Below are 12,823 nucleotides of genomic sequence, written 5' to 3' on the forward strand. Positions count from 1 at the left end.
TGCCATTAGGAAACCAACTGCCCCGGCACTGCAAGGCCGCCCGGGCGCAAATCATGACTGTGCGGACACAAAACAGGCGCCCGAAGGCGCCTGCTTTCCCCTTCAAAGGGCATTCGTGTCGATGATCACTTCGGGTTCTTGGCAAAGCGCAGGTAGGGCAGCTTGATATCCAGCTCGCCGAATTTTTCCTTGGCTTGTTCGTCGTTCAAGGACATGGCGACGATCACGTCCTGACCCACTTCCCAGTTGGCCGGGGTCGCCAGAGGCTGTTCGTAGGTGCGCTGCAAACCGTCGAGCGCGCGCAGCACCTCGGCAAAGTTGCGGCCAACGGACATCGGGTAGGTCATCATCAACTGCACCTTCTTGTTCGGCGCGATGATAAAGACCGAGCGCACCGTGGCGCTGTCGGCAGGGGTGCGGCCGTCGGGCAGATAGGCATCGGCGGGCAGCATATCCAGCGCCTTGGAAACGGTCAGGTCTTCGTCAGCGACAATCGGGAAACCTGCAGCTGCGCCCGACGTTTTTTCAATGTCGCCTTTCCAGGCCGTGTGCTCGGCCACGCCATCAACCGAGATCCCCATGACCTTGGTGTTGCGCTTGGCCCATTCATCCGCCAACTGCGCCACGGCGCCGAATTCGGTGGTGCACACCGGGGTGAAGTCCTTGGGGTGCGAGAACAGGATCGCCCAGCTGTCGCCAATCCAGTCGTGCAAAGTGATCTCGCCCATATCGGTGGGCACGGTGAGATTGGGGATTTCTTGGTTAATACGCAGAGCCATGGAAAAATCCTTTCCTGTGTTTTTCGCTCGGATTTGAACTTACCCTGTTTAGATATATTCTAAACTGGTGATGTAAAGCCCTCACTTGCACCTCATTGCTGTGGGTGACAGAGTGCCGCAAAAGACCGACCGTTTGGTCGGGATTGCGAATCCATCCGATCGCCAATGGGAGGCACATCATGATCGAGAAGAAACAATTCTACATCAATGGCGCTTGGGTCAACCCAATTGCAGGCGCAGACCATAACGTCATCGACCCTTCGACCGAAGAGCCCTGCGCAGTGATCTCGCTGGGCGGCGAAGCGGACACCAATGCCGCCGTGGCCGCCGCCAAGGCCGCCCTGCCCGGCTGGATGGCCACACCTCCGGCCCAGCGCATCGAGGCGCTGGAGCGCGTATACGAGGCCTACAAAGCCCGCGGCGAAGACCTCGCGCAGGCGATGAGCATGGAAATGGGCGCCCCGATGGACCTGTCGCGCACCAGCCAGGTTGGCGCAGGCCTGTTCCACCTCAAGAACTTCATCCGCGCCGCCAAGTCTTTCCCCTGGGAGGCGCCGCTTGGCGATCACGCCCCGAACGATCGTATCATTCACGAGGCCGTCGGCGTCTGCGCGTTGATCACCCCCTGGAACTGGCCGATGAACCAGATCACGCTCAAGGTCGGCGCGGCGCTGGTGGCGGGCAATACCATGGTGCTGAAACCCTCCGAGGAATCGCCCCTCGATGCTGTAGTCTTTGCCGAGATCATGGACGCCGCCGATTTGCCCCCGGGTGTCTTCAACCTGATCAACGGCGATGGCGCCGGCGTCGGATCACAACTTTCCGCACATCCTGACGTGGATATGGTCAGCTTCACCGGATCCACCCGCGCAGGCACCGCGATCTCCAAGACCGCTGCAGATACGCTCAAGCGCGTGCACTTGGAGCTGGGCGGCAAGGGCGCCAATCTGGTCTTTGCCGATGCCGATGAAAAAGCTGTCAAACGCGGCGTCCTGCACATGATGAACAACTCTGGCCAAAGCTGTAACGCCCCGTCGCGGATGCTGGTCGAAGCCCCGCGCTACGACGCCGCCGTCGAAGAAGCTGCCGCCGTGGCGGCGAAAGTCACCGTCGGCCCCGCGTCCGAAGAAGGCCGCCACATCGGCCCTGTGGTGAACGAAGCCCAATGGAACAAGATCCAGGACCTGATCCAGAAGGGCATCGACGAAGGCGCCCGTCTGGTCGCAGGCGGACTTGGCCGCCCTGAGGGATTGAACAAGGGGTTTTACGTGCGCCCCACGGTTTTTGCTGATGTCACCAATAACATGACCATCGCGCGCGAGGAAATCTTTGGTCCCGTCCTCTCGATCCTCAAGTTCGATACCGAAGAAGAGGCCGTGCAGATCGCCAATGACACGCCCTATGGCCTGACCAATTACGTTCAATCACAGGACGACGCGCGGCGGGTGCGTCTTGCGCGGCAATTGCGCTCTGGCATGGTTGAAATGAACGGCGAGTCCCGCGGCGCGGGCGCGCCTTTCGGTGGGATGAAAGCCTCGGGCAATGGCCGCGAGGCTGGCGGCTGGGGCATCCATGACTTTGTCGAGGTCAAGGCTGTCTCGGGCTGGGCCGCAGAATGACAAACCGAAGCTGGGGGCGCTGCCCCCGGCTCAAAAGAGCCTCCCCCGGGATATTTAAGGACCAGTGAAAGGTCAAAAGCGCGATCTGTGCTTCACTGGTCTGCAAATATCCCGGGGGAGACGCCCGTAGGGCGGCGGGGGCAGCGCCCCTAATCGACGGTCAGTATGGCGGCTTGGCCCGGAACTTCATCCCACGGCCGTTCTCGGGGTGGTTGATGCGCAGTTCTTCCGCGTGCAGCATCATGCGGGGATAGTCTGATGCGGTTTCTGGCGCATAGAGCGCATCGCCCAGAATTGGGTGGCCCAACGCCAGCATGTGCACCCGCAGCTGATGACTGCGCCCAGTGTGCGGGAAAAGCCGCACACGGGTTTCTTCCTCTGAGGACTTCAGCACTTTCCAGTCAGTGATGGACGGTTTTCCCGTCTCATGGCAGACCATCTGGCGCGGCCGGTTCGGCCAGTCGACGATCAGCGGCAGATCGACGGTACCTTGTTGCGGTTCGAGCCGCCCTGCCAGACGGGCAAGATAGGTTTTCTTGACCTTGCGCGCCTCGAACTGCTGGCCGAGATGCTTTTGTGCATGGGCCGTCATAGCAAAGACCATCACCCCCGAAGTGTCACGATCCAGACGATGCACCAGACGTACCGTTGGAAAGGCACGCTCCAAACGGGTCAGCAAGCAATCCTCAAGCCCTTCCCCTTTGCCCGGCACGGACAATAGCCCTGCGGGTTTATCGACGATCAGAAGATCACTGTCTTCGTGCAGGACGGGAATCTCGTCCTGCGGCGGGGAATAGGTATCGCTCATCCGGGCGGTTTCGCAGAAGCGCGCGCTGCCCGCAAGGGCGCGTCCACTTAGCCCCGGGCGCGCTCGGACTTCGGATCATAGAGTGGCTGAAGCGAGGCTTTGGCAGAAACGCGTGTGCCCGCCACGTCGATCTCGTAACTGGACGCCAGCACCGCTGCCGCGCTTTCCCCCGAACAGGGCACATAGCCCAGCCCAACGGCCGCGCCCAGATGATGACCATAGCTGCCCGAGGTCAGGTGCCCAACGATCTGCCCGTCCCGCAGGATCGGCTCGTTGTGATAAAGCATCGGCTCTGGGTCTTGCAGAAGGAACTGCACCAATCGGCGGTCAAGCCCCGCGTCACGTTTGGCAAGTACCGCGTCGCGCCCCAGAAAACCGGCTTTGTCGGTCTTGACCGCAAATCCGAGCCCGGCTTCAAGCACATGATCTTCGCAGGTGATATCGTGCCCGAAATGCCGAAAGGCTTTTTCGATGCGGCAGGAATCCATCGCGTGTAGCCCGCAATAGGTCAGGCCAAAGTCTTGCCCGGCCTCGGCCAGCGTCTCAAAGACATGGGCGGCCATATCGGCAGGGGCGTAAATCTCCCAGCCCAGCTCTCCGACGTAGGAAACACGGTGCACGCGGGCAATGCCCAGACCGATCTCAATCTCCTGGGCTGTGCCAAAGGGGTTTGTCGCGTTTGAAAAATCTGCGGGAGAGACGGCTTGCAGCAAGGCGCGGGCTTTGGGGCCCATGACGGCCAGAACGCCTTCGCCTGCTGTCACATCGGTGATGACGACGACCTGATCGCCGATCAGGCGGCGCATCCAAGCCTCGTCCGCGACGCGCGTCGCGGCGGGAGTGACGACCAGATAGGCGGTTTCCGACAGGCGGGTGACGGTCACATCCGCCTCGATTCCGCCGCGCGCGTTGAGGAACTGGGTGTAGACGATGCGCCCCGGCGCCACGTCTACGTCGTTGCCGCAAACAAAGTTCAGGAAGGCCGCCGCATCACGCCCTTCGACCCGAAGCTTCCCGAAGGAGGACATGTCATAAAGCCCGACATTTTCACGGATCGCCTTGTGTTCTGCGGCCCGGTTGTCAAACCATTTCTGGCGCCGCCAGCTGTAGGCATAGTCCGGCGTCTGGTCTGGTGAGGCAAACCAATTTGCGCGCTCCCATCCGGCCAGTTCCCCAAAGACCGCGCCCTTTTGCGCCAGTTGCGCATGGAAGGGCGACCGCCGGACCCCGCGCGCTGTCGCCTTCTGGCGATAGGGGAAGTGATCGGCATAGAGCAGACCCAAAGTTTCGCTGGCGCGTTCGGCCAGATAACGGCGGTTGCGTTGGAAGGGCTGCGCGCGGGAAATATCCACGTCGCCCAGATCAAAGGGCTTTTCACCGTCCTGCATCCATTGTGCCAGCGCCATGCCCGCGCCACCCGCAGATTGAATCCCGATCGAGTTGAACCCGGCGGCGACCCAGACATTCGCTGTTTCCGGCGCCAGTCCAAGGTAATAGGCGTTGTCGGGGGTAAAGCTTTCGGGACCATTGAAAAACGTGTGGATGCCCGCGCTTTCAAGCATCGGCATCCGGTTCACGGCGGCGGCGAGGATCGGCTCGAAGTGGTCGAAATCCTCGGGCAGTTGGTCAAATTCGAAGTCTGCAGGAATACCGTTTAGCGCCCATGGCTTGGCCTTTGGCTCAAAGGCGCCCAGCATGATCTTGCCCGCATCCTCTTTGTAATAGGCGCACTCATCCGGAACACGCAGCACAGGAAGGGACTGAAGACCCGGAATCGGCTCTGAGACGATGTAGAAATGTTCGCAGGCCTGCAAAGGCACTGGCGCGCCGAGCATCTCGCCCAGATCTCGCCCCCACATGCCCGCGCAATTGACGACGTGATCGCAAGTGATTGTGCCCTGCTCACCGGCTTCTGTAGAGTAGCGGACAGCGCTGACATGGCCGCCAGATTTGACCGCTTGGGTGGCCCGAACCCCTTCCAGAACCACCGCGCCGCGATTGCGAGCGCCTTTGGCCATGGCCTGCGCTATATTGCCCGGATCGCCCTGCCCGTCTTTGGGAAGATAGACCCCACCGACAACGCCATCGGGATTGAGGTGGGGGTACTTGGAAATGATCTCGTCGGTGCCGATCTCTTCGATCTCGACGCCAAAAGCGCGGGCCATGGCGGCTTGACGGCGCAGTTCCTCGTGGCGCTCATCCCTAAGGGCAACGGTCATGGAGCCTGTGCGGCGAAAGCCGGTGGCCAGCCCGGTTTCCTCTTCGAGGTTGCCGTAGAGTTCCTGACTGTATTTCGCCAGCTTGGTCATATTCGCTGTGGCCCGAAGCTGCGCGATCAGACCTGCGGCATGCCATGTGGTCCCCGAGGTCAGACGCTTGCGTTCCAGCAGGACCACTTCGCTCCAACCGAGCTTGGTCAGGTGATAGGCCACCGAGCAGCCAATGACTCCGCCACCGATGATCAGGGCGCGGGCGTGTTTCGGAATAGCTGTCATCGTCGTGCCTTTGCTGCTGGAGTAGTGGGGGCGCTGCCCCCAAGGCTCTGCGAGCCTTCCCCCGGGATATTTATGGACCAGTGAAACGCCGGGTCAGATAATCGTATGGCCCTGAGCGCGGAGCCGCCGGGCGATTTCAGCGATATGAGCCGGGCCGGTTTCGCAGCAACCACCAAGGATAGTGGCGCCCATGTCGATCCAGCTCAGGGCCTGGGTCGCGTAGGCGTCGGGGCCAAGATCATTGCGCGCGGACAGGGCGTCGACCGTGGGGGCGTCCTTGAGGAAGTCATTGGTGATCATGGTGAAGGCATTGGCATAGGCGCCAAAGGGCAGTGTTCCGCGCGCAAAGATCTCCAGCGCGGCAGGCATGGCTTCGGGCGCAGAGCAATTGGCCAGCAGCGCGGCGGCGCCGTCTTGGGCGATCGGCAGGATATCCTCGACCAATTCGCCCGAGCGCAGGCGGCTGCCGTCCTCATCATCGAGGGTGACTGACAGCCAGACCGGCTTGCCCATATCCTTGATGGCGTTCAGCGCGGACAGCGCGTGGGTCAGCGAGGATACCGTTTCGATCAGAAGCAGATCGACATGTGGCGCCTGCAGGCGGGCAATCTCGGCGTAAAGCGGCATGGCCTCCTGAACAGGCGGGTGGATGTCGGGGCGATAGCTGGCGCGCAGCGGACCAATGGATCCGGCAATCCGCCCGGATCCGAATTCATTGCGGGCAGCCTGAGCTTCTTGCAGGGCGGCGAGCTGCAGATCTTCAAAGCGATCCTCAAGGCCGACACGGTCCAGCCGGTCGCGCAGGATGGCGTAGGTGTTGGTCGTCGCAACGGTCGCGCCCGCGTCAAAATAATCGGTGTGCACCTGCGCCACGAGGCCGGGATGATCTATCATCACCTGCGTCGACCAAAGCGGCGTGGCAGCATCGCCCGAGCGATGAACAAGCTCTTGCCCCATGCCACCATCAAGCAGGGTAATCTGCGGTTTCGTCATGTTCAGTCCCTTTGTGGCAGGCCGTCGGCGATGTCATAGTAATCGCCTTTGTCAGCGGTAAAGATGTGTTTGGTCAGGGTCAGATCCGTTGGGCCATCAAGGGCACCAAGAGCAAAGCTGACTGTATCCTCGTCATGCGCCTTCCAGAACAGAAAAGCACCGCAGTCCGGGCAAATGCCGCGCTGTGCCTTGTCTGAAAGGGCCACCCATTTGACCGGACCGTGAAGCGAGATCTGATCCCGTGGCAGATAGGCGGAAGCCCAGACATGGCCCGACATCTTGCGGCATTGCGTACAATGACAGCACGAGGCGCCTTGCGGCGTGCCATGGACATCAAACCGGATTGTGCCGCAGGCGCAGCTTCCCTTCATGCGAATGTTCCTTTTGGCAGGGCCGTGGCAGCCAGCGCCAGACCATAGAGGATAAAACAGGCCGCCAACACGCGGCGGATCGTGGTATTGGCGACCGCCGACAGTGCGGCGCGGCCAAGGATTGCGCCCAGCGCGGTATAGGTGGTGTAACTGGCTGCCGTCAGGGTCAGCGCGGTCGGCACGATCACCCACATTTGCGGGCCGATGGGCGTGTCGGTCTGGACGAATTGCGAAAAGGCGGCAAGGTACCCCGCGACCGATTTGGGATTGATCGTGGCGATCATGAAGGCGCGCGAATAGATGTGGCGCGAGGGGGCCGGATCTTCGCGGACCACCATTTTGGCGCGGCGCCAGTTGCGCACCCCCAGCCAAATCAAAACCAGCGCGCCAACGATCTTGGCCAGCAAAAACCCCGTGGCCGAGGCCGCGATCAGAGCAGTGATCCCTGCCGCCGAAAGGGTCAGGAACAAAAGCGCTTGTGTCAGGATACCAAGCACGCCCCAAAGCGCCCTGCGCAGGCCAAAACTCATGCCGTTCTGGATGCAATTCACCGCGTTCGGCCCCGGCGAGGTGACAAAGAGCACCCAGAAACTGGCAAAGATGATCCAGGCGTCAATGCTCATCTCAGTACACCGGGGGCGCGATGACCCAGATCACCTGCGCGGGCACATCATGGGGGTTGATCCATTCAAAGGTCTCGCCGCGAATGCGAAAGCTGTCGCCGGGCGCCAAGGCAAAGTGTCGCCCGGCGATGATCAGATCAAGCTGACCCGAAATCATGTAGCCAACCTCTTGAGTCGGACGCGAAACCGGCTCGCCGATGCGAGAGCGCGGCTCAAAGGTACAATGCACCATTTCGAAATCATCGGTCAGATCGGGCGACAGAAGTTCCTCGACCAGCCCGGCCTGCCCGGATCCGATCGGTCGTCGGGCAGTTTTGCGCACGATCAGCCCTTCTTCTTCGGGCAGGGTTTCGGCGCGGCCAAACAGTGACGAGACCGGAATATCCAGCGCGGCGGCGATGTGGCGCAGGTCGGTGATCGACGGCTCGGAAAGGTCGCGCTCAACCTGGCTGAGCCAGCCGACAGAGCGGTCCAGCCGCGCGGCCATAACTTGAAGAGTCAGGCCGCGCATCCGGCGGATGGCGCGCAGATCTGCGCCGAGGGTTCTGGAAGCGGGTTGGGTCATGAGGCGCGCAACGGTGAAAATTTTCGTCTGATTTTCACGATGACGTAGATGTGTGAAATTTCAAGAGATTTTTTCACCAGACCGCATGATTTTTCGGCGGCTCGGGTTTGGCTCCGGGAGCCATCCAAAAAAGAACGGGGCTTCCCATCCTGAGGGAGCGCTCGCAAAGTCCTCTGTCGACCGTGCATTCGCACCGACAGGATAAGGTCCGACGGCGATGGCGTCGTGCCTGCCCCCGCATCCGAAGGCAGGCAAACAGAGCTACAGGCGCTCGATTGCGATGGCTGTCCCTTCTCCGCCGCCGATGCAGATGGCCGCAACACCGCGCCTGAGACCGCGCTTTTCGAGGGCGTTCAGCAGTGTGACGATGATACGCGCGCCCGAAGCGCCGATCGGATGGCCCAAAGCACAGGCGCCGCCGTTGACGTTCATGACATCGCGGGACAGACCCATTTCCTTCATGAAGGCCATGGGCACAACGGCAAAGGCTTCGTTTACTTCCCAAAGGTCGACGTCGGATTTGGACCACCCGATGCTGGCCAACAGCTTTTTCGCAGCGGGCACCGGAGCCGTGGGGAACAACGCAGGGGCTTGCGCATGGCTGGCGTGCCCCAGAATACGCGCCCGCGGGATCGCCCCGGAGGCCACAGCCGCGTCCAGCGTGGTCATGACCAGTGCCGCTGCGCCATCCGAGATGGACGAAGAATTCGCCGCCGTAACCGTTCCATTCTTGCGAAACGCTGGCTTGAGCATCGGTATCTTTTCCGGACGCGCCTTGCCGGGCTGCTCATCGCGGGTGATGATTTCCTCACCGGTGCGGGTATGCAGTCTGACGGCGCAGATCTCATTCTCGAAAGCGCCCGAGCGTTCGGCGTCCAGCGCGTTCGAGAGCGAGGCCAGCGCATATTGGTCCTGAGCTTCGCGGGTAAATTGGAAAGCCTCGGCGCAGTCTTCGGCAAAGGTGCCCATCAGGCGCCCTTTGTCATAGGCGTCCTCCAGACCATCAAGGAACATATGGTCGATCACCTGACCGTGCCCGATGCGGGCGCCGCCGCGCATCTTGGGCAAAAGATAAGGCGCGCCGGTCATCGATTCCATGCCGCCCGCGACCATCGTGGTCGCCTGTCCCAGCGCAAGCCTGTCCCAGGCCATCATCGCCGCTTTCATCCCCGAACCGCACATTTTGTTCAGCGTGGTCGCAGGCACCTCTTCGCCCAGCCCGGCAGCAAATCCGGCTTGCCGCGCTGGCGCCTGCCCCTGCCCCGCAGGCAGAACGCAGCCCATGAGCAGTTCGTCTACCGCCGGATTGCCCGCCTGTTCCAAGGCTGCGGCAATAGACGCCCCGCCCAGGGTTGCGGCGGGCACATTTTCGAAAACGCCCTGGAAGCCCCCCATTGGGGTGCGGGCCGCTCCGGTGATGACGACGTCTTTCATAAGGTATCCCTTCAAAACTTGCCTGTCCCCTGCATACAGAATGGTAAGGATTGCCGTCTAGGGTGCCTGTCAAAGAGCATGTGTGAGGCAGCCATGAAGTTAACAACCGATTCCCGCGAAACACTCGACGTTATCACCGTCGAGGCAAATCGCATTGATGCAGCCGTAGCCATTCAATTCAAGGATCAGATGCGAGAGGCCGTGGTGGATGCCGACGGCCGGGTCGTGCTGAATCTTGCGCGGGTGGATTTCATTGATTCCAGCGGTCTGGGCGCAATCGTCGCGGCGATGAAACTGATGCCCGACGGGCGCAAGCTTGAGCTTGCCGCCTTGACGCCGACTGTGGACAAAGTGTTCCGAATGACGCGAATGGATTCGATCTTTGCGATTCACGACAGCGTCGAAAGCGCCACGCAAAGCGCCATCTGACCCAGCCCGAGATTGGAGGCCTGCTGATGCAGCCGGTCGATAGACAGGGCGGCACGTCGTTGTGCTACGTCCTTGCCAGCCGTCCTGAAGCTGTGCGCGACACCTTGACCGCGGCACGCGAAGATTTGGTGCGCCTGGGTCCAAGTTGCGAAGCCTTGGGGCTCTGCGAGCTGGTTTTGGCTGAAGCGCTGAACAATATTGTCGAGCACGCCTATGAAGACCGCAGCGATGGTGAAATCCGCCTCTGCCTGTCTCTCGACAAAGGGCGTCTGAGTGCGCAGATCGAAGATGGCGGTCGTACAATGCCAAACGGCTCCCTGCCAAATGGAAAACTTGGCGAGCTGGACGTTCCCGTTCAGGATCTGCCCGAGGGGGGATTCGGCTGGTTCCTCATCCGCAGCATGACGGAAGATTTGCGCTATCGGCGCAAGGACGGCGTGAATTATCTGACCTTCAGCATGGCTCTCGGCGAAGGGCTCTGACGTCTGGAAGCCGTGACAAGTGCTTCAGTTCCATCTCCCAACACCGCCGTTTCGGCCAATCTCCAAAAGACCCAGAACCCGCCACATTCGGGCCAGAAAGTATCAGCATAACTGGCCTTGTAGCTGCATATAGCTTCCCTCGGCGTCACGTCCTAACAGCCCCCACCCAGTGCGTGGCGCCGAGGAACTTCCTCCCCTCGTGTTTTTTCAATCGCATCGCACAGGCTTCCTGCGCCGCTGCGCATTTCCCTGCGGCCATCCCAAGCACTGCGGGAGAGCCCTGCAATTTCCTCTGAGCTTTCACATTTCCGCCGCCTTCTGACGTCAATCATGATCCTGTAGCTGCATAAAGCTTCCCTCGGCGTCGCGCGTTAATAGCCCCCACCCAGTGCGCGGCGCCGAGGTACTTTACCCAAAATCGCCGACCCCATTGACGCCGCCGCGCCCAGTCTTATCCTGCCGGAAAAATTGCGAAGCGTATTGGTCGACACGTTATCCGTATCGCCCTTTGCATGCTGCATAATCTTTGGGAGGAGCCCCATACATGCGTGATTTCCACCAGCCCGGCCGTTCGGCGGTTTTTGCCACCAATGGCATTTGTGCAACCTCGCATCCGCTGGCGGCGAATGCCGCCGTGGACATCCTGCGCCGGGGCGGAAACGCGGTGGATGCGGCTATTGCGGGCGCTGTTCTGCTTGGCTTGGCCGAACCGCAAATGACCGGAATCGGCGGCGACTGCTTTGCGCTGATCTCGCCCGCCGGAGGCGACGATGTCATCGCCGTCAACGGCTCGGGGCGCGCACCAAAGGCAGCCAGCGCGGCAGCTTTGCGCGACAAGGGGTTGCAAACCGTTCCACTGAACACGCCCGACGCGGTGACCATCCCCGGCGCGATTGATGCCTTCTGCACCATGTCAGCGCGGTGGGGCAAACTGGGTCTGGCGGACAGCCTTGCCCCGGCGATTCACTATATGGAGCGCGGAGTGCCCATCGCCCCACGCGTGGCTTTCGACTGGGCCAAGGACGCGCCTACTCTGCAAGGCCATGCCGTCAAGCATTTCCAGCCCGGCGCCATTCCCATGCCCGGCGATCTTTTTGCCCTGCCCGCACAGGCCGCAGCGCTGAAACGCATCGCACGCGACGGGCGCAGCGGGTTTTACGAAGGCGAAGTCGCCGAAGACATGGTCGCCTCGTTGCGCGCCCAGGGCGGTCTTCACACGCTTGAGGATTTCGCGGATACCGCCTGCACCATCGGCGATCCGGTCAGTTCCGACTATCGCGGACGCGAGTTGCTGGAGCATCCGCCCAACGGACAGGGAATCATCGCGCAACTGCTTCTCAACATCCTGTCGCAGTTCGATCTGGCCAGCCTTGAGCCCTTTGGCGCTCAGCGCGCCCACCTTGAGGCGGAGGCTGCCAAACTTGCCTATGATGCGCGCTACAGGTTCCTTTCAGATCCGCATAGCATGGATCGGCTGGAGTATTTGACCAGCATGGTAACCGCGCAGAAGTTGGCTGGGCTGATCAATCCGAATCGCGCCATGGCCTCGGCCACCGAGATCTCGGAAGCGGTCCACAAGGACACGATCTATATCACCGTGGTCGATAAGGACCGCATGTCAGTTTCGCTGATCTACTCGATCTTCCACGGCTTTGGCTCGGGGCTTGCCTCCGAGAAATTCGGCATTCTGTTCCAGAACCGCGGCGCCGGGTTCAGCCTGTCCGAGGGCCATCCGAACGAGATGCAAGGCGGCAAGCGTCCGATGCACACCATCATCCCCGCGATGATGCGTGATGGCGGACGCGTGACCATGCCCTTTGGCGTGATGGGCGGCCAGTACCAGCCCAACGGTCATGCCCGCGTGGTCAGCAATATGACCGATTACGGCATGCACGCCCAAGAGGCCTTGGATGCCCCGCGCAGCTTTGCCGAGAAGGGCAAATTGCAGCTTGAACGCGGCTATGCGCCCGAGGTCGCGGCCAAGCTCGCCGACATGGGTCACGAGATTGAAACGCCCTATGCGCCGCTGGGCGGCGCTCAGGCCATTGTTCTGCATGAAAACGGCGTGTTGGAAGGCGCCTCTGACCCGCGCAAGGATGGTTGCGCCATCGGTTACTGAGCCGTTCCAAACCCATTTGAGTAAAAGCCCGCGCGTCTTTTTTGGCCCGCGGACAAACGCCCAACGCTTGCCCCGCGTCTGCCCCATTTTGGCCCCGGACATCGTA

General features: G+C 61.3%; 12 protein-coding genes. 4 read left to right on the plus strand and 8 right to left on the minus strand.

The genetic code is table 11. The features are described from left to right. Positions 1-125: 125 nt before the first annotated feature. On the minus strand, positions 126-779 hold the full coding sequence (locus ACOYQJ_RS13665) for a peroxiredoxin (RefSeq protein WP_422906587.1): 654 nt from the start codon (positions 777-779) through the stop codon (positions 126-128). 179 nt (positions 780-958) lie between these two features. Between ACOYQJ_RS13665 and ACOYQJ_RS13670 the strand changes: the two genes are divergently transcribed. Next, the gene (locus tag ACOYQJ_RS13670; protein ID WP_422906588.1) at positions 959-2,398 is read left to right on the plus strand and encodes an aldehyde dehydrogenase family protein; all 1,440 of its coding nucleotides are present in this window, start codon (positions 959-961) and stop codon (positions 2,396-2,398) included. A gap of 160 nt (positions 2,399-2,558) precedes the next feature. Here ACOYQJ_RS13670 and ACOYQJ_RS13675 read toward each other — a convergent pair whose 3' ends face one another. From ACOYQJ_RS13675 to ACOYQJ_RS13705, 7 genes are all read right to left on the minus strand, one after another. Next, positions 2,559-3,206 carry an RluA family pseudouridine synthase gene (locus tag ACOYQJ_RS13675; RefSeq protein WP_422906589.1) on the minus strand — a complete coding sequence of 216 codons (648 nt, stop codon included), beginning with the start codon at positions 3,204-3,206 and terminating at the stop codon, positions 2,559-2,561. 47 nt (positions 3,207-3,253) lie between these two features. Continuing rightward, positions 3,254-5,701 carry a GcvT family protein gene (locus tag ACOYQJ_RS13680; protein ID WP_422906590.1) on the minus strand — a complete coding sequence of 816 codons (2,448 nt, stop codon included), beginning with the start codon at positions 5,699-5,701 and terminating at the stop codon, positions 3,254-3,256. 93 nt (positions 5,702-5,794) lie between these two features. Then, positions 5,795-6,694 carry a homocysteine S-methyltransferase family protein gene (locus tag ACOYQJ_RS13685; RefSeq protein ID WP_422906591.1) on the minus strand — a complete coding sequence of 300 codons (900 nt, stop codon included), beginning with the start codon at positions 6,692-6,694 and terminating at the stop codon, positions 5,795-5,797. A gap of 2 nt (positions 6,695-6,696) precedes the next feature. Continuing rightward, positions 6,697-7,065, minus strand: coding sequence for a GFA family protein (locus tag ACOYQJ_RS13690; RefSeq protein ID WP_422906592.1), 369 nt, complete (start codon positions 7,063-7,065; stop codon positions 6,697-6,699). Continuing rightward, positions 7,062-7,688, minus strand: a complete 627-nt coding sequence (locus ACOYQJ_RS13695) for a LysE family translocator (RefSeq protein ID WP_422906593.1) — start codon at positions 7,686-7,688, stop codon at positions 7,062-7,064. The genes ACOYQJ_RS13690 and ACOYQJ_RS13695 overlap by 4 nt, the downstream gene beginning before the upstream one ends. A gap of 1 nt (position 7,689) precedes the next feature. Beyond that, entirely contained in the window at positions 7,690-8,253 is a 564-nt protein-coding gene (locus ACOYQJ_RS13700; RefSeq protein WP_422906594.1) for a helix-turn-helix domain-containing protein, read from the minus strand. 261 nt (positions 8,254-8,514) lie between these two features. Beyond that, entirely contained in the window at positions 8,515-9,687 is a 1,173-nt protein-coding gene (locus ACOYQJ_RS13705; RefSeq protein ID WP_422906595.1) for an acetyl-CoA C-acyltransferase, read from the minus strand. Between the two features lie 93 nt (positions 9,688-9,780). Here ACOYQJ_RS13705 and ACOYQJ_RS13710 point away from each other — a divergent pair, with 93 nt between their 5' ends. The 3 genes from ACOYQJ_RS13710 to ACOYQJ_RS13720 all read left to right on the plus strand — a co-directional run bounded on the left by ACOYQJ_RS13710 (position 9,781) and on the right by ACOYQJ_RS13720 (position 12,717). Continuing rightward, positions 9,781-10,116 carry an STAS domain-containing protein gene (locus ACOYQJ_RS13710; protein ID WP_422906596.1) on the plus strand — a complete coding sequence of 112 codons (336 nt, stop codon included), beginning with the start codon at positions 9,781-9,783 and terminating at the stop codon, positions 10,114-10,116. Positions 10,117-10,142: 26 nt separating this feature from the next. Next, the gene (locus tag ACOYQJ_RS13715; protein WP_422906597.1) at positions 10,143-10,598 is read left to right on the plus strand and encodes an ATP-binding protein; all 456 of its coding nucleotides are present in this window, start codon (positions 10,143-10,145) and stop codon (positions 10,596-10,598) included. A gap of 544 nt (positions 10,599-11,142) precedes the next feature. After that, complete coding sequence (locus ACOYQJ_RS13720) at positions 11,143-12,717, plus strand: gamma-glutamyltransferase family protein (RefSeq protein ID WP_422906598.1); 1,575 nt, start codon at positions 11,143-11,145, stop codon at positions 12,715-12,717. The last annotated feature ends 106 nt before the right edge of the window (positions 12,718-12,823 follow it).

Origin of the sequence: Pacificoceanicola algae (genome assembly GCF_049341065.1) — a bacterium.
Taxonomy (GTDB): domain Bacteria; phylum Pseudomonadota; class Alphaproteobacteria; order Rhodobacterales; family Rhodobacteraceae; genus Pacificoceanicola.

Coding starts and splice junctions, on each gene's coding strand:
- ACOYQJ_RS13670 (WP_422906588.1), top strand. CDS start 959: ATGATCGAGAAGAAACAATTCTACATCAATGGCGCTTGGGTCAACCCA.
- ACOYQJ_RS13685 (WP_422906591.1), bottom strand. CDS start 6,694: ATGACGAAACCGCAGATTACCCTGCTTGATGGTGGCATGGGGCAAGAG.
- ACOYQJ_RS13680 (WP_422906590.1), bottom strand. CDS start 5,701: ATGACAGCTATTCCGAAACACGCCCGCGCCCTGATCATCGGTGGCGGA.
- ACOYQJ_RS13700 (WP_422906594.1), bottom strand. CDS start 8,253: ATGACCCAACCCGCTTCCAGAACCCTCGGCGCAGATCTGCGCGCCATC.
- ACOYQJ_RS13710 (WP_422906596.1), top strand. CDS start 9,781: ATGAAGTTAACAACCGATTCCCGCGAAACACTCGACGTTATCACCGTC.
- ACOYQJ_RS13695 (WP_422906593.1), bottom strand. CDS start 7,688: ATGAGCATTGACGCCTGGATCATCTTTGCCAGTTTCTGGGTGCTCTTT.
- ACOYQJ_RS13690 (WP_422906592.1), bottom strand. CDS start 7,065: ATGAAGGGAAGCTGCGCCTGCGGCACAATCCGGTTTGATGTCCATGGC.
- ACOYQJ_RS13705 (WP_422906595.1), bottom strand. CDS start 9,687: ATGAAAGACGTCGTCATCACCGGAGCGGCCCGCACCCCAATGGGGGGC.
- ACOYQJ_RS13715 (WP_422906597.1), top strand. CDS start 10,143: ATGCAGCCGGTCGATAGACAGGGCGGCACGTCGTTGTGCTACGTCCTT.
- ACOYQJ_RS13675 (WP_422906589.1), bottom strand. CDS start 3,206: ATGAGCGATACCTATTCCCCGCCGCAGGACGAGATTCCCGTCCTGCAC.
- ACOYQJ_RS13665 (WP_422906587.1), bottom strand. CDS start 779: ATGGCTCTGCGTATTAACCAAGAAATCCCCAATCTCACCGTGCCCACC.
- ACOYQJ_RS13720 (WP_422906598.1), top strand. CDS start 11,143: ATGCGTGATTTCCACCAGCCCGGCCGTTCGGCGGTTTTTGCCACCAAT.